Below are 18,837 nucleotides of genomic sequence, written 5' to 3' on the forward strand. Positions count from 1 at the left end.
TTGTTATTCCTTTCCAAAGCGAAATGTTTCATAGACGGTCCAGGAACCATTCTCTAACTGATATAGTAAATGGAAGCGGTCACAAGTTTCCTCATGCTCCATTTGCATCATACGAAGCTGACCGTATACATCAGAATGCTCATCGTTCGAAAGGTTTTGGCCAATCGTAATATGAGGTACAAAGCTATACTCTGGAGCATCACCAATAATATTTATATGCAATGTCTTGTGCAGTTTCATGAGATCATCTGAAGGATCGATTTTAAAATAAATCACATTGTTAACAGGCTTAAACGAACTAACTTTTAACACATTCAATGGAAACGGCTCCGTGTGGCTTGCAATTTGCTGAAGCCTTTGGGAGAGATTTTTTAGTTGGTACTCATCTGCTTCGAACGGTCCCTTTAAGGTAATGTGTGGTGGAATCAAGGCGTAATGAGGGTCATATCTTTTTCGATAGGAATTCGCGAGATCCTGCAGTTTCTTAGAGGGAAAAATTGCAACACCAAACTTCATTATACTACCTCCTTCTCCTTGTTCGTTTGTATGGCCAATTTGAGCTTCTTTAATGAAAATACAATCAATGTTTTAGTTTATGTTGTGTATTATACCAAAAGTTCAATGACAAACCAATTTATGGCAGGCTGACCAATCTTTATGTTTTTGGTGAAAATAAAGAAGGTAAAGCGCGCCGTAAATCTTGTTGCCAGTATTTCCAGGTATGGCTGCCATTAAATTCTTGATAGTGGTACTGGAAGCCTTTGGAAGCCAATATGGCAGCGAGTTTACGATTTTGTTCAATAAAATTTTCAATTTTGCCGTGGTTGGTTTTTACTGAAATTTCTTCGGTGCCGACAACGTGGTAAATTTCAAGCAGAGCAGGATGTGAAAATTGCTCGATGGTGGAAAATAAATTAATGTGAGCATATGGTGATTGAAGTGCGACCTTACCAAATGTATGCGGATAGGTGAGTGCAGCTTTGAAAGCAGTATAACCCGCCAGAGAATCACCTATTAAAGCACGGCCCATACCAATTTGATAGGTGGGAAAGGTGCGATCTAAATATGGGACAAGTTCCTGAACCAAAAATTGAAGAAAGGCTTGAGACTGCTCACCATCTGGATGATACTTTTCATGACGATCTCTGCCATTCTTATAAGGAACTCCTACAATAATTAATTGCTCGATTACATTTTGATGGAGCATTTCATCGGCAAGCTTAACAATACCACCTAGCTGAAAATAATCCAATCCATCCAGAGCAATCAAAACATTGTATTTATAAAGAGGGGAGAAAGTAGGTGGTAAATAAATAAGCAAGTCCATAGGTTCACCTAATTTATCGCTATGGATTGTATAATCCTGAACAGTTCCGCGGGGGAAATTCATCGTCAATCACTCCTTTCAGGTGCAAATCATTTATCTTTTAGGGGGGAAAGCTCTTATTCTTAATATGAAAAAGTTGACATTATTGCTAATAAAGCTATAATAAGATGTATATTGTTTAATTAACAATTTTATATTCGATTTGGTAGCTCAGCGGGAGAGCACCACGTTGACAGCGTGGGGGTCGTGGGTTCAATCCCCACCCAGATCATCATTTATATGAACGACACTAAAGACACATTTCATTAATTTGGAATGTGTCTTTTATTGTATAAAATGCGCGTTTCCATTATTCGTGTTTACCTCTTCGTCCATCCTGTTAATTCGAAGGGGGAGTGCTTTAATGGTTACATATTTTGAGAGGTAACCCATTTAGAAATATTTTTCAAATAGGCTTAAAAAGTTCGATCACTGTGGATTACAATTATTCATAAAAAGAAAATTAGACGTTACCAAACGAATGGCTAAGAATATTCGATTAACGGGCACAAAGTTCAAATAGTTAGGAACGTCTCACTTATCTAATAAACATTTAAGATGATGTAGTAAAAGGGAAGCCGCATTAGGCTTCCCCTCATATTATTCAGCACCTTTTAATAGTCCTAATTCAACCAAGTCTTTTCCCATCTTATCGATACTGTTTGTTGTTTTCCATTTTTGTGTAGTATTATCAAACGTCAAAACATATAACTTATCGCTGCCACTAAGTTTTTTCTCAAATACATAACCCTTTTTCTTTTCTTCGTTAATATAAAACAACGGAGCAAAATCACCAATAATTTGTTCGTCATGGATATCCATAAAAATTTTAGATAAAGACTTTTGTTGAACTGTTAAATCTCTCTTATTCCAATCAATTTCTCTTATATGTAATAAATTAAAACCGTCTAAATTGATTTTATGCGTATCAATAAAGTCATTAGTAATGGTTTTAATAATTAATTCCTCAGTTAATTTTGCACTAACATTTGTTAAATAAGCTGTAAATGAAATTAATACCACCATAAATAATATTATTAGTCTTTTCATATCCCTATACACCTCAGTTGTTTTTCTTTTAGTTTTCCAATAACCATAACATATATTACAGTGATTTCTAATTTACATAACGTGGTCTTTTCTTCAATATGGTAAGACTTTTATCTTCATGAAAAGGGCGCATTTCCATAGCATAGATCTGCGTTTTTTTGTATGTAAGGGCGCATTTTCTGAGAAGGAGCTGCACTCAATTTCCAGATTGCGAAGCAAACCTTTTAAAAGAAAATGGTATATCTATGTTAAAGTTAGCACTTAAACCGATGCAACTTAACATAATATGAAGAAATTACCTAAAATGTACTAATTATGAAATTAATGATGTTAAACTTGTGCTATGTTTAATTAAGTAAAGCTGACAAAATCTATTGTAATTAGCATATCGATACACTTCGAATAAAGGGAGCTAGCCCATATTGATAAAAAATAAAAAATTTTTGTATCTTGCCATTATATTTTTCTTAGCGTCTATAACATTAAATGTACCTTTCCCACATAAAACGCTTTATGGTGCAACAGTTTATTTGTTTAACATACCTATTAAAACATTAAACGGACTCAATTATGTGGGGATTACTTCATTACTTTTACTGATTCTTAGTCTATATTTTCTAGTAATATCATTAAATAAATATCATGCCCGATTTGTAGTGATTACTATAATCGTAGCGATGTTTCTCCCTTCATTCGTAGTGAGTTTGTATCAAAAAACCTTTGCAACTGGTATTTACTCGATTTCTTATGATGATAGTGGAAGTCATTGTAGTTTTCAAATGAAAAATGAGACAACATTACATGGAAAGTGCGAACTACCTCTAAAAAATAATAGTAGAAATGATGTCCAATTTACCGTTGAATTTTATGAACCGTACCAGTCTGAAAATGATATTCCAATGGTTTCGCTAATGAATAAAAATACCTCTTATAACGTAATGCTCAGAGGAAAAGAGAGTAAACGCGTGAAATTTGAGACGAATATTGATGTATCGAAGATGAAAGAACACATCAATAGTGGAGAAATAACAGGTGGTGTGAATGTGATCATTAAGTCGGGGGCAAAAAGCAGAAAATTATGAGTTGGTGTGGAAATCTTATTAAACTAAAGGGCGCATTTCTCAAGCAAGAGATGTGACATTTTATAATTATTGCGAAACATTTAAAGGGCTTGACGGTCAAAAGCAGACTCCTGCCCAAGGGTTAGGTATTACGGATAAGATATTCAAAATTGAGGATATTTTATATTTAAGGTAATAATTGCAGACAATAACGTCTAAGTGTTTTACCAGAATAAAATCAAGGACGTGGTAATTATCAAGATATTTAAAATCTTCTTTTGGTGTATTGTTTTTACCTTCTCAATTTCTTATGCAGCTAAAGCTAACTACACAAGCGAAGAATTCCAAAAATCGCTTTTTGACATTGGTTTTAAGGAAGTTAATACAGCAATACAAGAAAGTAAAGGCCACTTTAAAAAGGATATTGCATTGCCAGTACAAATCCCTCCAATCGAATTTACGCACAGTTTCGGAAGGCTTAGTGATTTGGATGGTGACATAAACGATGGATTTGAAATTGAATACCGACATATCAATAAACCGAAAAACCACTATATGATTTGGGTCAAACCAGTAAAATATGGTTTACCCATTAGGAAGGAACATATTGACCAAACCTTAAAACTAAAAGATGGAAGCAAAGCGATTTATAGTACCAAAATAGCAAGAGGATTTAATCTATTGGTATTCGAAAAAAGTGGTTGGCAGTATGTTCTAAACATTAATAAAACTGTTTCAGACCAAGTAACGCCAGAAATTTTAGTAGAGATAGCAAACTCAGTAAGTCCATAATAAGTACCCATAAAAAAGCATCGGTCATTACAACCGATGCTTTTCTTGTGCTATTTCTAATGTTAATTTAACTGCTAAGTGGGCAGTTTTTTATCGAGAGAAATTTAGTTTTCCCTCCCATAACGGAACCCCTTAAATAAAAACTAATGTGTTATTACATTAAAGGGCGCGAATCTCACACATGAGATGCGTCCTTTTTTGGTTAAGGATTATATGGTTGAAAATAATAATGGATATTTATGGTAATATATATTTAAGGATGGTGAAAAATCATGAAGAAAAATTATACAGTGTTCTTTTTATTTTTGTTTAGTGCATCTATTGCTGGCGGTATGGCACTTAAAAATATTCTCGAATATTCAATGATTATTGGTGTGGGATTAGCATCAGTCTTTCTATTAGCTGCTGCGTTTTCACTTGGGAAAAAGAACCGGGATAATAGAATACATAAATAAATGTTTTAAGTTATTCAATTATCGGGCGCAATTTCTCAGATAAGGGATGTGCTTATTTTTGTTATGGACCAGATTGTTAAGAAAGCATGTGGATTAATAATTTAGTTTTTTCAAATGCTATGTTAAACATTTATTCTTGGATTTAATAATAAAAGGACTTCGATAATATGAAGTCCTTTTTTAAATTAAGATAAATGTTCCAAAAGCAACAAGAAAAATTCCTAATCCAAACTCAATATTACTTCTTACTCGGATGACACCTTTTTCTTTATAATCCTTTTGGTTCATTTTGAGTAAGGAGGAATAGAGCGCAATGATTCCCAATAAAATAATCAATACACCTATCAATATTGCCAATATATCCACCAAACCTTTTATATATTTGAATTAGTTTTTCTTCAAATGGTAAATTCTGATAATCTTAGTCTATCATATGTGTCATTGGTTTACATAGAATCAATAACGCTCTTCAGCAATCGGGCGCGTATCCATAGCTGAGGACAAGCGCCCATTTTACGTTTTGGTGCCATATTGCTAAAAAAGGTTATTTTATTTATTTGTGATAATATATTTTATGTAATGTAATAATTTGGAAAGTGTATAGGAGGTTGATTATGAAAAGAAAGTCATTGTTTGTCTTTGGTGCTATAGGAGTTCTCGCACTATCAATTGGATTTATGAAAGACTTGAAAAGTACAGAGATATTGGCAAAAGAACAACCAGTATCAGAAAGTGTATTTATAGGACAAGCAGATATTGATAATGGGGACCAACTAAGAGTTGTAACAGTAGAAGAACAAGAAATGCGAGAAAATAATCCTATTGAAGATAGGGATCAAACCTTAGTTATAACAGCAGAAGAACAAAATATGGTAGAGAACTCAACGGCTTTATCAGGATTTGTGTCGCAAGAAAATGGACCAGGCTTCTTTTTTGAGAAGGTAAAATAAACTTAAATATAGTTATTAAACAAACGGGCGCGTATCCATAGCAAGGATAAGCGTCCTTTTTCTTTTTGGCAAGATTGTGGAGTAACTTTGATTACTGAAAGCCTCAAACTTGTGTGTTAAGATACGGAATAAACGAATTGGAGGGGTCAGATTGTTCATACATAAAATAAACGACGACTTATCCTTAAAATTAATAGAATTAAAGGATAGCGAAAGGGTATTTGAATTAACAGATAAGTCTAGGGCTCATTTAAGGGAATGGTTGCCTTGGTTAGACATTACTACAAAACTCGAAGATACCACTGGGTTTATCAAAGGGTGTTTAAAAGGATTTGATGAAAATAAGAGCTTAAATTCAGTTATTTTATTTAAAGGAGAGATTGTTGGTGTTGCAGGCTACAATAGCATTAATTGGTCAAATAAGACCGCATATATTGGTTATTGGCTTGGTGAAGAATTTCAAGGAAATGGGATAATGACATTGGTGGCAAAAGCATTAACTGATTATGCTTTTGTTGGATTGGGTTTAAATAAAGTTGAAATTAGGGCCGCTGTTGGCAATAAGAAAAGTAGAAGTATTCCTGAGAGATTGAACTTTGTAAATGAAGGATGTATTAGACATGCTGAGTGGTTATATGACCACTATGTAGACCATGTTGTATATGGGGTTTTGGCGGAAGAATGGAATAAAATTGATTGAGTTTCTTCAGCTATAGGGCGCGTATCCATAGCAAGGATAAGCGCCCTTTACATTTTGGGGCCATATAATTGCAGAACACTTTTAAAGAAAATTGGATATATATGTTAGGATATAGTTAAGGTTGTGAAGTATTACACTTCAACTAAAGAACTGTTTAGCAGAAAACTAGTATTAAGGATTTGTCGTAATAGTGTAATGAAAGGGTGTATTGATGAAATTCTTATTTTCGATATTATTCGTACTTATTTTAATCATTTCAGGTTGTAGCAACGTAGATGACGAAATAAAAACAGAACAAAAAACAATAGAACAAGCATCTTTAGAAAGTGATATCCCATCAGCAAATATTTTTTATACGGAGGAAATAGGCACTCAAGAAGCGTTCTCCCTTTTTCAATCTCCAAATGGGTGTGGGGTTATGAACTTTTCTAAAAGTAAGAATGGATGGGTTTATCAAGGTTACTCATCTTTTCAATATGATATAGAAGATATTTCATCTTTTACTTTAAGTCAGTCATCCTGGCATAAAGGGGAAATCTCTCTAAATAAAGAAAGTTATTATTCAACGGTTTTTTTAGGCGAAATAATTGACCCAGAGATTGATAAAATTATTGTTGAATATGACAATATGAATGGAGAGGCAAATATTGTAGAAAATAATGGGAGAAGGTTTTGGTATCTTTTATCTGAGCCAGATAAGGGTTATGATTCAGTAAATACGATTTCTGCTTACTCTTCTGATGGAAAATTACTTTATATAGAAGAAGGTTGATTTAGTAACACTAGGGGGCTAGAAACAAATAAGTATGAGCACCTTTGTCTTCCGTAAACGGGTGCTTTGCTTCAACTGGATGCAAGGCATTTTTTTCTGATCATAAAACAGGGGTAACTTATTTAACACAATGGGACTTGTACAAGTCTATTAAAAAAATTACAAGAATTAACAAAAAATGTCTACTAATCGGGATTAATGGACACTAGTTATCGTTAAATTCTACCTCACTAATATCTACCTCTTTAATGATAACATCTTTATTCGGATCTGGATCATAGTCTAAAAGAAGAAATAAAAGCAGTATTAAGATAAGGATAAGAGCAGTGAAAATTATCTCCTTAGTATTTTTTTTCGAATCTTTATCTTGTTGTTGCTTTCTATAATTCGACTGAATTTTTTTTGTGTTATAATCTTGTTTCATAATAATCCCACCTAAAGATATATACAGATTAGTAAGTATTTCTCCATTTGATATAACAAACCCTTTAAGGACAAAAAATTTTCAATAAATGCATTAACAGAACATAACGTCAAAAATATCAAGGAAGTATTAGCACAATAAAGAAATATTCTTTCTTTTATATTAAGATTTCCCACAATCGGGCGCTATCCTGTAGGGATCAGCGCTTATTTTCAATATGGATGATTTAACAAAACAACACCTGCTAATGAGAAAGAGATCCTTATATAAAGGTTTAGGGGGATTGAGATATGGCTTTCTGGTATATGCTTTTTATTAATACTTCCATTTGCTACTGTAGTATCAGCAACGGATGATTAAGGAAAAAGGACGACTGCTTGTGAAGTGTGCTACTTTATGTAGTGAAAGCTAAAATACTTCCAGCTTTCTCTTGAAATATTAATTAGTATTTATTACCATGATGATGCGGAGGTATGTAAAATGAAAAAAGTACTTGTAACTGGTTTTGCTTCTGTGGTCATTGCGACTGCTTGGTTTGGAACCGGTGGAAAGAATAGCGAAGCACTTGAATCTAACAACGTTAAGAACAATAAAGTGGTTGTTTTCACAGCACTAGATGAAAATCTTAAAGACAATGGAACGATTTCAGATGGAATCCATAATACTTCTATGATCCTGAATGATTCACTTGAACACGCTTCAAGTTTTTCGGAAATAAAAGGAATTGAAAATATCGAAATATATATGAACGGAGTTATTGAACTTGCTGAGGAACGAAATGCTGCACAATTAATTAAAGATAGACTAAATCAGTCTAATCAGCTAATTCAGCAAGCTATTTCGGAGCAAGACATTAACAAGCTTCATCAGGCTGACAAGATCTTATTAGATCTTGATCTGGAGTTTAATGAAGGAGTATCACTATAAAAATATAAAGTAGTAAATTCCGCGATTGGGCGCGAAAATTCAACAACTTGGACTGTTTTTTGAGCAGTCCATTTTTCTTCGCCATTAGCCAGGTATAGGGCAGGTTTGTGAAAGAAAGGTTAAAAGAAAAATTTAACCAAGTTCAAAAGGTAAATGGTAAAATTAAGAAAAAAAGAAGTTTGGTGAGAAAATGTTTTATTGGAAATTAAGAATTCCACTTTTATTGGTTGTTATGGGATTTGCATCAGGCATGTTACAAAAATTCCCTAATCTCTTTCAAGTAACGCGTCTAATTTCATAAGAAGTGCTATGTTTATAGGTTTAATCGGTATCATTCTTTTTGTTTTAGAAAGATCAAAGGAATGAAAAAAAGGTTCATTTTTTTTTGGTGTTGGGTTAATCTTATTTGCTGTCACCTTTGACTTCATAATGGTATAGTTTTTCTTCTTAGAAGCATATTGGATTATTGGTGAAGATGGTTGGTCTCAGCAAATGTTTAAGAATATTTGATCAATCTAATTAGATGTTAGACTAAATTCATTTATTAGTGAAAATGGGAAATACAGACTGTTATTTAACGAACAGAAACTATTCAGTATTAAGTTTTTTGTTATTTTGAAAAATAATACTTCATTACATGGGGAGTAAATTTAATATGATTGCTCAATATAGGATTGAACCAGACGATGCTCTAGCTTTCCGTCGAGATGCTGAAAAGACTTCCATTAGAATATACATAATAAATTTGCTTATGCCTTGGGTTTTTACCGCAGCTTTTTTTCTATACTTTTTCTTTAAAATTAGAACTATTCCAGATGTCTACTTTGATGAATTATTTCCAACGTATTCCAAATGGTTTTTTCTAGTCTTTCATTCATGCATCATATTCTTTATTGTCTTCCCCCTACTTAAACAAGTAACCAATTATCTTGCTGAAAAAATCATGATAAAAAAATTAGAGTGGTCTTCTTATTTTGGAGAGCGCAAATTGTTTATAGATGATTCCGGTATCACAATAGAGCAGTCAAATGCAACGAAAACATATAAATGGAAAAATATAGTGAGAGTTAGTGAAGATGACCTTCGTTATTACGTTTATATAACCGATATTAAAGCATTTATTATAAAAAAGAACTATTCCTCTTTATCTGAAGCGGACCAAGAAGAACTTGGTCATATACTAAGAAGATATACAGTTCATTTATCGACCAGTAAAATGAAAGCACAAAAGAAATTCAGTATATCATTAAAGACTAAAACGATCCTACTGTTTCTATATTTATTGACAATCGGCTTTTCAAAACTAGATTGGGGAATTACTCTCAATGAAGCGTCAAAAGAGGTCAATTCATTGTTTGAACTTACAGATGACCCGAAGGCTTTTAAAACTATAAAAGACAGTCTCAGCCAAGAGGAAATTAATTATGCAAGACAGGCGGTATATCATATTTATGATATTGGAATCTTTGATACAGAAAAAGATATGGAACGCACTCGATTATACGAACTTATTCATAGGGCACAAAATCAACTAAACGAAAAACTTGGTATTCCAACCGAGCCAAAAAGTCTTGTTTATGGCGGTGAAAGCAAAACATGGAAAATTACTGATTATAAAATTGAAGCCACCGTATGGGAATTTCAGGCTCACTCTGTCCCAATTATTATGAAAGAACAAACCAAGTATCTAGCAAACTATTTTAAAGTGAAAGCATATATAGATTTTGATGAAGAATTATTCGAAAATCATATGTTATATGAATTTGAACTGACACCTGAAAAGCCAAAGAATTTTGGAGAGGATTTAATTGTCACCGAAGGGGAACTTAATATTGCCAAGCATACAACCCCCTATTATTCCTCGCCAAAATTGGTAAACAAATATGGAGAACCAGCAACTTTAAAAGACATCGAGAAAGTCTATTTCATCATTGAATGGGTAGGTCAACAAGATTTGGAAAAGAAAAAGGAAATAGTGATTTTACACCAAATAGATAATACATAACAGGACGATTGCCAAATATGGTGGTCGCATTTCCATATTCAGTCGAAAAAAGCAAATTGATAAGTCTTTATTCCATTAAAGGGCGCGTTTCGCTAAGAAATGCGTCTATTTTCATTCAATGCTCATTTCTTATGAAGTAGTGCTGCTCATTTTGAAATTAAGTTTCGTATTGTTAAATAAGGGTGTGCTTTTTGGAGAAACTACTATCAAAATTCCGTTAGAATTGAGGGACTAAAGTGGGTTATCATATTAGATTTATCATTGTACTACTTCTTCTGGTTAGTAACCCTATAATCATTTCAGCTAAAGAAATTAAGTATAATCACAACAGCATTACGATTCCAGAAATAAAGAAAAGTGTTGATTTTACCGTTTTGACTCCACAAAAAATTCCTGATGATTGGACATTAGATACCAAATTAGATCCTTGGGTAATGCTGCATTATATGGATAACAAAGATAGGAAATTGATGGTTGCTATTCATTTAAGAAAGGGTTCTCAAATATCAGATGGAGATTTTCCTAATGCTCAGAAGGTTGACGTTAATGGTAACAGGGGCTATTTTTCAAGATGGGCAGATAGTGATGAAATAGATAAATATGGAGACACCATTACCGGAGGCATACTTAATTGGGTTGAAGATGGTACTCACATAGAAATGAGTAGTTCAATTATTCCAAAAGGAAAAATGTTGGAAATCGCAAGATCAATGAAATAAATTTATTTAATGAGGCGAATGAAAAAATTATCAACCTTATTTACTGAAGAAAGGGCACAATTCTAAAGAATTGTGCTCTTTCTATTTTGGTGAAATTATCAAGTAAGGTGAAAAGGTGTGTTTTTACCAAAATTTTCATAAATTAAATAAACAAAAATGAATGAAAGGTGTAAAATTACTCTATCTACTATTATGGCGTAACGAAAAATGGGAAAAAGGTAAAACAGTTCTGTGAGGTAGATCCGTTGCCAGTATTAGAAGATGGAACTATTCTCGATATAACGACAAAACACCAAAAAAAAAATTGTGCTAACTCATATGATAATAGGTAACATTGGGGGGGCTATATTATGTCTAAGAAAATTATTATCCTAGTTTCAATAATCTCTTTGGTAATTATTGGTTTCCTTATTAATTGCTATCCTGTTCAAAGAAGCATGGCTGATAAGGCTGTTCAACAATACATGGATAAACAAGGGATTTCCAAAGATAATATTGTTGGCAAAAACATAATGAAGGATTATAAACAGGGTGGGTATGAGATAGACATTGTATTAAAAGATGATCCAGGCCTTGTATATTCTTATTTTTGGAGAAAAGAAAATGGAGTTGTATTGCTTGTATTTATTAATGGTACTGCAGGTATTGATGAGGGAATGAAGTATCCTCCTTTAGAAAACCATTAATAAATAATGATGGAAATTCCAAAATCAGGCACGAAAATGCAACAACTTGGACTGTCAGTAGAAGACCATCATATGATTTTATGTTGAAGAGCAGTTTGGGGGGAGACAATGAGAGTAATTTTAGAGCTAATACGTATTGTTTTTATATTTCTGCTTCTAGGTGGACTTGCAGGGTTAGCAATAGAAAATATCTATACAATAAACGATGTTACTGAGAGGTATCAGTGGATTGGAGCACTTGGAATCTATGTTTCACTCTTTGTATTGTATAGGAATAAGTTCCAATTTTCAGGTTGGTATAAGGGGAAAGGACGTAAAAGGCTATCCAAAGCTGCAACAATTAATTTATTGAGTTGTTCAATTTTTATGCTGACATTACCCATTATATTAGGATTAATAATAAACTGACTAAAAGAATATTGTAACTAAATGGTATTTTAGCTAACGGTGGAGTAAGTATAGAGTTAATATTTTAGATATTCAGCAATCGGGCGCAATTATCGAGAGATGATTGCGCCATTTCATGTTTGGTCAGAAGGTGAAATAACAATTTTTTGTAGTATCTTCCCTAGTTAAAGAAAAATTTATCAATAAATCAACAAGAAGATGGCGGAATGAAGACAGAAATCTCGTTGAATCTATTAGTTTGGAGAACCTAATAATAATGAAATAGTCATACGTCAAATCTCCACAAATTCTAAAATACTCTTTAAGGCGTGTTTGCCTTTTTATGTTACGATTAAATTGGAAAAATTTATAAAGGTGGTTTCGTTAACATGAAAAAAATACTTTTCATAATCGCCATAATTGTCATTTTTGGAGGATTTGCAACAGGATGCAATTTAATTAAAGATGACAATGAACAAGAGAAAACCTTAACATCAAGTAACAAAACAACTAATAATGAAAAGGTTGTGGATGAAAAAGCGTGGAAGGACATTACTAAACTTAAAATTCCTGAAGGTGAAAAATCAGATTATCCTACTAATGCAAAAGATTGGATTGCTTCTGAAAATCTTATATTTAACGAAGAGCCTGTCCAAGATTCGAAATTAATTCAAGCTGGATTTGATAAGTACTATCATTATTATCTCGAAGCCATTACCATACCATCAGATCTTGCAATAATAAAAGTCAAGGGGATTTCGATAGAAAAGGATTTTGCCAATATTGAACAACTTTCCAGCATTATTCAAGAAGAACACGATAAACGTACTGAGCACATTGATCCGAATCGGTCTGATAAACGTGAAGCAAACGCCGAATGGAAAGCACCAAGCGAAAGACTCGTCAAAGCAAGTGACTTTTTAAAACAGTTGTTTTATGACCTTGATATTGCGATTAACAAAGACGGTAAAGGGGAACTATACGGAGTTGCACACCAGGTAGATGGACAAAATGTAGATGAGTTAGAAGTTTTTATTCAAGATGAAGAATAGTGCTCATTTAGGAACAATGCTTGAATTTTAGCCTAATAAAGTAAATGGCGCGAAAATGCAACAACTAGGGCTGTTAATTTCAGCAGTCCATTCTTCCTCCAATCTGTCCTAAAAGCAAAAAATATTTTATCGAATACCCAGAGGTACATTTGCTGAAGTAAATGGAGTGGAAAAACTGGGTTAGTATATTTATTTTTTCGTTTTGTACAATATTCCAGAAACGGGCGCGTATCCAAAGCAAGGATAAGCGCTCATTTTACGTTTTGGGGAATGGTTTTGTACAATATTTCACAATGCAAGAAAAGTAATAGGACTGAGGAAAATAAATTTTGATATGGTTTAATTATTGGTTTTACTAGAGACTATATTACGAGAGGATAAACCTATGATTCCGCCAATAATAATAAATAAAATGTTTATAACGATTTCCACTCCTTGAAAAGCATCAAAATAATTAACTAAAAACCAGCTTTTACTCCCATTTGTAAGATGGTTAATTAACCCTCCTACTCCTTGGATAAGGAACAATAAACTAAGACCACTGATTATTTCTTTCATAATAACACCTCATTAACGATTTTTTCTCATTGTCGGAATGTGATATAATTATAATAATACACTGTATTAAAAAGAATAATAACACATTGTATTAAAAAGGGGAAGTGGATTTAATATGCCAAAGATTGTGAATCATGAGGAAAAGAGAAAGTTAATAGCTGAGGCTGCTTGGAAAATTATTAGGAAAGAGGGATTCGAGAAAGCTTCTATACGAAGAGTTGCAGTTGAAGCAGGGATGTCCACAGGTGCCTTAAGACATTATTTTTCCACACAGGATGAAATGCTATTATTTATCATGAATTATTATTTAGAAGAAGGAAAAAAACGTTCTCTAAATAAAGATTGGTCAGAAGACCCATTGCTGGCAGTAGAGGAAGTTTTATTAGAACTAGTACCTATTAACGAGGAAAAGAAAATTGAAACGAGTGTTTGGTGGATCTTTGCACTACGTTCATTGACGAGTGAAACTTTAATTGAGAAAAAAGATGAAATGACGAACGGTACTTTTGAATTAGCGAATTCAATGATTGAAATATTAATTTCACATGGGATTATTTCCAATTCTATAAATGTAAAATTAGAAAAATATAGGTTGTCGGCATTAATTGAAGGATTGTCCATTCAGGCTCTGTTAAGACCTGATGTATACTGTCCAGAAAAATTGACTGAAGTAATCCGTTATCATTTAGAAACACTATGCAACAAAAGCCAATAACTTAAAACGGGCTTTGAATCATCCTTATTCTATCCATTAACAAAGTATTGTGCTAGGAGGAGAAAATATTATGTTCAATGAAAGAAGTATATCACAAAGTAGTATAGAATCTTTCCTAGGAAGATGGTTAGGAGGCCTTTCTTTAATAATAGCTCCTGTCTTATTAGTTATTTCCGCACTGCTTAGAATACAATTTAATTTCTTTTTCCCTGATCAGCTAGCAGCTTATGATACACATCCAACCTTAATGCTCACATCCTATAGTCTATTTTTAATTGGAATGATTTTATTATTTCCAGCTATTTTAATCCTTGTACAGTTAATTAGCAGAAAAATGCCACGTCTAGGTCTTTGGGGTGGCTTATTAGTAATCGTTGGTTTATTTGCAAGGGCGTTCCACTCGGGAGTAGATCACTTCGCTTTTCAAATTGTAGAGAGTGAAAAGGTTGAAGTCGCTGCAAATTTTGTTGGCGAGTTTTACGGTATGTTCATTAAATTTTTCTATCCTTTTTGGCTGGATTGTATTAGCTATAGGAGCATATCTGTCTAAGGTTTTTGGGTGGTTTCGGTCACTTGCTTTAGGAATGATGTTTGTCTTAGCATTAGGGGTACTAAAAGGAACAAATATGACAACGATAATTTCATTAACCGGGCTCTGCATAGCACTTCCTCCTTTGGGCGTTCAAGTTTTGAAAAGTGGGAGTAAACCGCAGTTGAAAACCGTACTATTTTACGTAATTATTATTGTATTGGTGCTTAGTTCGTGGTTGTTCATGAGTGAAATGGAAAGACCTAATTAAATTCATATTGTGTTTATTACAATTAAGAGGGTATTCGTAAATGGTGCTTCCGTTGATGTAATAGGGTTTTCCAAATTAACAGGAGCTTTGCATCTATTTTACATTTCAATCTTCCACAAACGGGCGCAAAAACTGTACAATTATGGGCTATTAAGTTAAAACTTTTTAGAAATGAAATAAAATAAGTAATAATCTGTTTGATTTTTCCACAATACGGTACAATGATATTAAGAATTTGACAGTTGATAAAAGTGAGGTGAAATGAACCATCGTGTTTGAAACTATTAATAAAAAGAAGGCAAAATTAGATGCTTTGCGTCCCTTACCGGCCTATACGTTAAAAAGCTTACGAGAGAAGTTATTTCTAGAATGGACCTACAATTCCAATGCAATAGAGGGAAATACATTAACAATAAACGAGACAAAAGTTGTATTGGAAGGAATAACAGTTGGAGGGAAAACGCTAAGAGAGCACTTAGAAGTCATTAACCATCGAGATGCCATTGGATATGTTGAGGAAATAGTTCAGAAGAAGGAGCCTTTTTCTGAATGGCAAATAAAAAACATTCATCGTTTAGTTTTAAAAGGAATAGATGATGAAAATGCTGGAGTATATCGGAATCAACAAGTTTTTATTGCTGGTGCTAAGCACGTACCTCCGACATACTTCCTCATAAAAGAGAAAATGGAACATCTTATGAATTGGTATCATCATGAAGGGATTCATCTTCACCCTGTTGAGCGAGGTGCAGTTCTACATGCAATTTTTGTTGGCATACACCCATTTATTGATGGAAATGGACGAACCTCAAGACTTCTACTTAATCTGGAACTAATGAAAGATGGTTTTCCGCCAGTGATTATTAAAGTAGAGAATCGTTTAGAATATTATGAAGCTCTCGATAAAGCACATATCACAGAGGATTATCATGACTTTATATCGCTAGTAAAACGAGAAGTTGAAGACTCTCTTGATCTATATCTCAGTGCAATCTGTTAGGTTAAGCACCTCTTAGTGAGGTGCTTATTATTTTAACTGATATGTGGCTTATTCCACAACCGGGCGCGTTTCGCTAAGAAATGCGTCTTTTTCATTTAATGCTCATTTCTGATGAAGTAGTGCTGCTCCTTTTGTTGGGGAATATTTACTTTTTAATACGGTTAACTTCTTTACTTCCTTTCTGCCAATTTTCTGTACAAAGCCGATCTTGACACATTTATGATTTTTACAAATTTTTTTAACAGTCATCTCTCTATGTAAAGTTCCACTGCATAGTTAGTGCCTTCATGTTTTGAATGATATTTTTTACCCGCCCCTGATATTTCCCCTCTTTTTTGGCAAGTCCTATTCCTTCACGCTGACGCATTCGAAGTGGCCCTTCAATCCTCGAATCGTTCCGCCTCCACCATAGGGGAATCATTAATCTGTTTGTGATATATTAATGTGTAGTAATTCTTTGTTATTTCAAATTATTTTATTTAGAACAGTCAAATTTGCGACACTAGGAGGCTAGCTCGATGGAGATAAACATATTTGTTGTTGAAGATGATGATGCTTTGTTTGCTGCTTTGAAGAAAGGTCTAGAGGCTTGGTCGTTCCGGGTAACGAGACCAGATGATTTTGAAGGTGTGATGCGTTCATTTCTTGAACAACAGCCTCAGCTCGTCATCATGGATGTCACACTCCCGAAATTTGACGGTTTTCATTGGTGTCGCGAGATTCGCGCAATATCCAAAGTACCCATTGTTTTCCTTTCCTCCCGCGATCACCCAATGGATATAGTCATGGCGCTTAATATGGGGGCGGATGACTTCATCCAGAAGCCGTTTCATACAGACGTGCTTTATGCCAAAATTCAAGCGGTACTCCGGAGGACATATGCCTATGGAGAAGAACAATCGAATATTCTTGAATGGAACGGCGCCTTGATTGATTTGAATCGGGGTGTAATTCGAAACGCTGGGAAAGAAGTGGATTTAACAAAAAATGAATTTTTTATACTGATCACGCTCGTGAGATCGAACAATGTCATTATCTCGCGCCATGACTTGATACGAAAGCTGTGGGAGGACGAGCAGTTCGTGAACGACAATACCCTCACGGCGAATATAACCCGTTTACGGCAGAAGCTGGAGTCAATTAATTTGGCAGACGCTATTGTGACAAAAAAGGGGCTGGGTTATATGGCCATCACTTTATAGAAATTATGAACTTTTACTGAAAGAGGGAACCGTGCCATGTTTATTCGTTACGTTGATGCAAGGAAAAGCTGGATTTTACTGTTTGCCGGCTTGCTCGGCTTAGCCAATGCTCTGATCCTGCTTGATCAAGGCATCCAGGTCACATCTAATTCTCTCCTTTATTTTAACGCCTCATTTATTCTGTCCTTTCTCCTGTTCTTTTTATGGCGCTTCAAAAGAGAGACAAGATATGCTGCCGCGTTGGCAGCTCTTCAGGAAGACATGGCATTTGACTGGGTCGAGACACTTCCTGAACCTGGGGACGGCCTAGATCAGATGACCAACGACATCTTACGGAAGTCCTCCCTTCAGTTCAAACGAAAGCTTTCTGACTATAAAGAAAATCAACTGATTGAGAATGAATTTACGGCTTCATGGATCCATGAGGTGAAGACTCCTCTCACCGTCATGAAACTAATCCTGGAAGCCCTGCCAAGTGATCCCGAAATACGTAAAATTGCAGCGGAATGGTTACGGGTGTATTTGTTGGTCGATCGGCAACTGCATATGACACGTCTGCCCGCGCTCGAATCAGACTATGTTCTAGAAATGGCGTCCATCCAGCGACTTGCCGCAGAAGAAGTGCGGGAATTGGCACCATGGTGTATGGAAAAAAATCTGGCGGTAAGTATCGAAGGAACGGATGTAAAGGCCATTACAGACCAAAAATGGTGCCGCTTCATCCTTCGGCAACTGTTGACGAATGCCGTGAAATATAATCCAGCGAATACGGCACTTATGATCGTGACGGATGTAACGGAGACAGGCCAAGTCTTTTTGGATGTCATCGATGAAGGACCGGGAATACAGCCGCACGAATTGCCGCGTATCTTTGACAAAGGTTTTACGGGCGAAAACGGTAGGATTCAAAACACAGCGACCGGACTGGGGCTCTATCTTGCGAAAACCGTTGCAGATAAATTAGGAATTACACTCAAAGTGCAACCCGGTCAAACGAAGGGTACGGTGATGCGAATGATTTTTGTCAATCCCAACGCATTCGAAGCTGTCCGAAGAGGGGCGGGCGAGTAATATCAGCGATGAAGCAGTCAGGATTGCTCCCGGCTGTTTTTTGGTGTGAAATAATGAACCTGACAATATTGTCACATTGTCTTGCCTGATTGTCATGTAAAACGTACGACAAGCGGAAAATCCAACCGTAAAATAAAGCTATCAT

General features: G+C 34.6%; 23 protein-coding genes, 1 tRNA gene and 1 pseudogene. 18 read left to right on the forward strand and 7 right to left on the reverse strand.

All coding sequences use genetic code 11. The features are described 5' to 3' along the window. Positions 1–3 precede the first annotated feature (3 nt). Complete coding sequence (locus FXW34_RS07075) at positions 4–516, reverse strand: YjcG family protein (RefSeq protein WP_147533265.1); 513 nt, start codon at positions 514–516, stop codon at positions 4–6. A 139-nt stretch (positions 517–655) separates the two neighbouring features. Beyond that, a complete protein-coding gene (locus tag FXW34_RS07080; RefSeq protein WP_147533266.1) occupies positions 656–1,390 on the reverse strand; it encodes an alpha/beta hydrolase in 735 nt (244 codons plus the stop codon). A gap of 136 nt (positions 1,391–1,526) precedes the next feature. Between FXW34_RS07080 and FXW34_RS07085 the strand changes: the two genes are divergently transcribed. Next, positions 1,527–1,598 (forward strand) — tRNA-Val (locus FXW34_RS07085). 368 nt (positions 1,599–1,966) lie between these two features. Here the strand turns inward: FXW34_RS07085 and FXW34_RS07090 are convergent. Then, positions 1,967–2,416, reverse strand: coding sequence for a hypothetical protein (locus FXW34_RS07090; protein WP_147533267.1), 450 nt, complete (start codon positions 2,414–2,416; stop codon positions 1,967–1,969). 422 nt (positions 2,417–2,838) lie between these two features. Here FXW34_RS07090 and FXW34_RS07095 point away from each other — a divergent pair, with 422 nt between their 5' ends. The 3 genes from FXW34_RS07095 to FXW34_RS07105 all read left to right on the forward strand — a co-directional run bounded on the left by FXW34_RS07095 (position 2,839) and on the right by FXW34_RS07105 (position 4,724). Beyond that, positions 2,839–3,498, forward strand: a complete 660-nt coding sequence (locus tag FXW34_RS07095) for a hypothetical protein (RefSeq protein WP_147533268.1) — start codon at positions 2,839–2,841, stop codon at positions 3,496–3,498. Between the two features lie 225 nt (positions 3,499–3,723). Further along, positions 3,724–4,269 carry a hypothetical protein gene (locus FXW34_RS07100; protein WP_246140909.1) on the forward strand — a complete coding sequence of 182 codons (546 nt, stop codon included), beginning with the start codon at positions 3,724–3,726 and terminating at the stop codon, positions 4,267–4,269. A gap of 272 nt (positions 4,270–4,541) precedes the next feature. Further along, positions 4,542–4,724, forward strand: a complete 183-nt coding sequence (locus FXW34_RS07105; RefSeq protein WP_147533269.1) for a hypothetical protein — start codon at positions 4,542–4,544, stop codon at positions 4,722–4,724. 180 nt (positions 4,725–4,904) lie between these two features. On the opposite strand, the gene FXW34_RS22845 is transcribed toward FXW34_RS07105, so the two are convergent. Continuing rightward, the gene (locus FXW34_RS22845) at positions 4,905–5,081 is read right to left on the reverse strand and encodes a hypothetical protein (RefSeq protein WP_187118864.1); all 177 of its coding nucleotides are present in this window, start codon (positions 5,079–5,081) and stop codon (positions 4,905–4,907) included. A gap of 257 nt (positions 5,082–5,338) precedes the next feature. On the opposite strand from FXW34_RS22845, the gene FXW34_RS07110 reads away from it, so the two are divergent. From FXW34_RS07110 to FXW34_RS07120, 3 genes are all read left to right on the forward strand, one after another. Then, entirely contained in the window at positions 5,339–5,674 is a 336-nt protein-coding gene (locus FXW34_RS07110) for a hypothetical protein (RefSeq protein ID WP_147533270.1), read from the forward strand. Positions 5,675–5,825: 151 nt separating this feature from the next. After that, entirely contained in the window at positions 5,826–6,374 is a 549-nt protein-coding gene (locus FXW34_RS07115) for a GNAT family N-acetyltransferase (protein ID WP_147533271.1), read from the forward strand. 211 nt (positions 6,375–6,585) lie between these two features. Next, positions 6,586–7,146, forward strand: coding sequence for a hypothetical protein (locus tag FXW34_RS07120; RefSeq protein ID WP_147533272.1), 561 nt, complete (start codon positions 6,586–6,588; stop codon positions 7,144–7,146). Positions 7,147–7,351: 205 nt separating this feature from the next. Here FXW34_RS07120 and FXW34_RS07125 read toward each other — a convergent pair whose 3' ends face one another. After that, on the reverse strand, positions 7,352–7,570 hold the full coding sequence (locus FXW34_RS07125) for a hypothetical protein (RefSeq protein ID WP_147533273.1): 219 nt from the start codon (positions 7,568–7,570) through the stop codon (positions 7,352–7,354). Positions 7,571–8,050: 480 nt separating this feature from the next. Between FXW34_RS07125 and FXW34_RS07130 the strand changes: the two genes are divergently transcribed. From FXW34_RS07130 to FXW34_RS07155, 6 genes are all read left to right on the forward strand, one after another. After that, positions 8,051–8,497, forward strand: coding sequence for a hypothetical protein (locus FXW34_RS07130; protein ID WP_147533274.1), 447 nt, complete (start codon positions 8,051–8,053; stop codon positions 8,495–8,497). A 655-nt stretch (positions 8,498–9,152) separates the two neighbouring features. Beyond that, a complete protein-coding gene (locus tag FXW34_RS07135; RefSeq protein ID WP_187118865.1) occupies positions 9,153–10,502 on the forward strand; it encodes a YcxB family protein in 1,350 nt (449 codons plus the stop codon). Positions 10,503–10,738: 236 nt separating this feature from the next. Next, positions 10,739–11,221, forward strand: coding sequence for a DUF4367 domain-containing protein (locus FXW34_RS07140; protein WP_147533276.1), 483 nt, complete (start codon positions 10,739–10,741; stop codon positions 11,219–11,221). A gap of 350 nt (positions 11,222–11,571) precedes the next feature. Continuing rightward, entirely contained in the window at positions 11,572–11,907 is a 336-nt protein-coding gene (locus FXW34_RS07145) for a DUF3139 domain-containing protein (protein WP_147533277.1), read from the forward strand. Positions 11,908–12,015: 108 nt separating this feature from the next. Next, a complete protein-coding gene (locus tag FXW34_RS07150; RefSeq protein ID WP_147533278.1) occupies positions 12,016–12,315 on the forward strand; it encodes a hypothetical protein in 300 nt (99 codons plus the stop codon). Positions 12,316–12,683: 368 nt separating this feature from the next. Beyond that, a complete protein-coding gene (locus FXW34_RS07155; RefSeq protein WP_147533279.1) occupies positions 12,684–13,346 on the forward strand; it encodes a hypothetical protein in 663 nt (220 codons plus the stop codon). A 339-nt stretch (positions 13,347–13,685) separates the two neighbouring features. Here FXW34_RS07155 and FXW34_RS07160 read toward each other — a convergent pair whose 3' ends face one another. Then, positions 13,686–13,904: a hypothetical protein gene (locus FXW34_RS07160; RefSeq protein WP_147533280.1), complete on the reverse strand. Its 219-nt coding sequence runs from the start codon at positions 13,902–13,904 to the stop codon at positions 13,686–13,688. 115 nt (positions 13,905–14,019) lie between these two features. Here FXW34_RS07160 and FXW34_RS07165 point away from each other — a divergent pair, with 115 nt between their 5' ends. The 3 genes from FXW34_RS07165 (at position 14,020) to FXW34_RS07175 (ending at position 16,419) form a co-directional block, all read left to right on the forward strand. Then, positions 14,020–14,619 carry a TetR/AcrR family transcriptional regulator gene (locus FXW34_RS07165; protein ID WP_147533281.1) on the forward strand — a complete coding sequence of 200 codons (600 nt, stop codon included), beginning with the start codon at positions 14,020–14,022 and terminating at the stop codon, positions 14,617–14,619. A 70-nt stretch (positions 14,620–14,689) separates the two neighbouring features. Next, positions 14,690–15,169 carry a hypothetical protein gene (locus FXW34_RS07170; protein WP_147533282.1) on the forward strand — a complete coding sequence of 160 codons (480 nt, stop codon included), beginning with the start codon at positions 14,690–14,692 and terminating at the stop codon, positions 15,167–15,169. A gap of 521 nt (positions 15,170–15,690) precedes the next feature. Then, complete coding sequence (locus FXW34_RS07175; protein WP_147533283.1) at positions 15,691–16,419, forward strand: Fic family protein; 729 nt, start codon at positions 15,691–15,693, stop codon at positions 16,417–16,419. Between the two features lie 170 nt (positions 16,420–16,589). Here FXW34_RS07175 and FXW34_RS23310 read toward each other — a convergent pair. Further along, a pseudogene (locus FXW34_RS23310) lies at positions 16,590–16,792 on the reverse strand (helix-turn-helix domain-containing protein); the annotation flags it as partial. 145 nt (positions 16,793–16,937) lie between these two features. Between FXW34_RS23310 and FXW34_RS07185 the strand changes: the two are divergent. Together FXW34_RS07185 and FXW34_RS07190 are read left to right on the forward strand one after the other, a co-directional pair. After that, positions 16,938–17,621, forward strand: coding sequence for a response regulator transcription factor (locus tag FXW34_RS07185; RefSeq protein ID WP_187118866.1), 684 nt, complete (start codon positions 16,938–16,940; stop codon positions 17,619–17,621). Between the two features lie 36 nt (positions 17,622–17,657). Further along, the gene (locus FXW34_RS07190) at positions 17,658–18,692 is read left to right on the forward strand and encodes a sensor histidine kinase (protein ID WP_147533284.1); all 1,035 of its coding nucleotides are present in this window, start codon (positions 17,658–17,660) and stop codon (positions 18,690–18,692) included. Positions 18,693–18,837 lie beyond the last annotated feature (145 nt).

This window comes from Bacillus marasmi, from assembly GCF_902168435.1.
Classification (GTDB): Bacteria; Bacillota; Bacilli; order Bacillales; family Cytobacillaceae; genus Bacillus_BU; species Bacillus_BU marasmi.

Excerpts from the sequence above, each read along its gene's own strand:
- FXW34_RS07075 (WP_147533265.1), bottom strand. The coding sequence starts at position 516 with ATGAAGTTTGGTGTTGCAATTTTTCCCTCTAAGAAACTGCAGGATCTC.
- FXW34_RS07080 (WP_147533266.1), bottom strand. The coding sequence starts at position 1,390 with ATGAATTTCCCCCGCGGAACTGTTCAGGATTATACAATCCATAGCGAT.
- FXW34_RS07090 (WP_147533267.1), bottom strand. The coding sequence starts at position 2,416 with ATGAAAAGACTAATAATATTATTTATGGTGGTATTAATTTCATTTACA.
- FXW34_RS07105 (WP_147533269.1), top strand. The coding sequence starts at position 4,542 with ATGAAGAAAAATTATACAGTGTTCTTTTTATTTTTGTTTAGTGCATCT.
- FXW34_RS07110 (WP_147533270.1), top strand. The coding sequence starts at position 5,339 with ATGAAAAGAAAGTCATTGTTTGTCTTTGGTGCTATAGGAGTTCTCGCA.
- FXW34_RS07120 (WP_147533272.1), top strand. The coding sequence starts at position 6,586 with ATGAAATTCTTATTTTCGATATTATTCGTACTTATTTTAATCATTTCA.
- FXW34_RS07125 (WP_147533273.1), bottom strand. The coding sequence starts at position 7,570 with ATGAAACAAGATTATAACACAAAAAAAATTCAGTCGAATTATAGAAAG.
- FXW34_RS07130 (WP_147533274.1), top strand. The coding sequence starts at position 8,051 with ATGAAAAAAGTACTTGTAACTGGTTTTGCTTCTGTGGTCATTGCGACT.
- FXW34_RS07135 (WP_187118865.1), top strand. The coding sequence starts at position 9,153 with ATGATTGCTCAATATAGGATTGAACCAGACGATGCTCTAGCTTTCCGT.
- FXW34_RS07145 (WP_147533277.1), top strand. The coding sequence starts at position 11,572 with ATGTCTAAGAAAATTATTATCCTAGTTTCAATAATCTCTTTGGTAATT.
- FXW34_RS07150 (WP_147533278.1), top strand. The coding sequence starts at position 12,016 with ATGAGAGTAATTTTAGAGCTAATACGTATTGTTTTTATATTTCTGCTT.
- FXW34_RS07155 (WP_147533279.1), top strand. The coding sequence starts at position 12,684 with ATGAAAAAAATACTTTTCATAATCGCCATAATTGTCATTTTTGGAGGA.
- FXW34_RS07160 (WP_147533280.1), bottom strand. The coding sequence starts at position 13,904 with ATGAAAGAAATAATCAGTGGTCTTAGTTTATTGTTCCTTATCCAAGGA.
- FXW34_RS07165 (WP_147533281.1), top strand. The coding sequence starts at position 14,020 with ATGCCAAAGATTGTGAATCATGAGGAAAAGAGAAAGTTAATAGCTGAG.
- FXW34_RS07170 (WP_147533282.1), top strand. The coding sequence starts at position 14,690 with ATGTTCAATGAAAGAAGTATATCACAAAGTAGTATAGAATCTTTCCTA.
- FXW34_RS07185 (WP_187118866.1), top strand. The coding sequence starts at position 16,938 with ATGGAGATAAACATATTTGTTGTTGAAGATGATGATGCTTTGTTTGCT.
- FXW34_RS07190 (WP_147533284.1), top strand. The coding sequence starts at position 17,658 with ATGTTTATTCGTTACGTTGATGCAAGGAAAAGCTGGATTTTACTGTTT.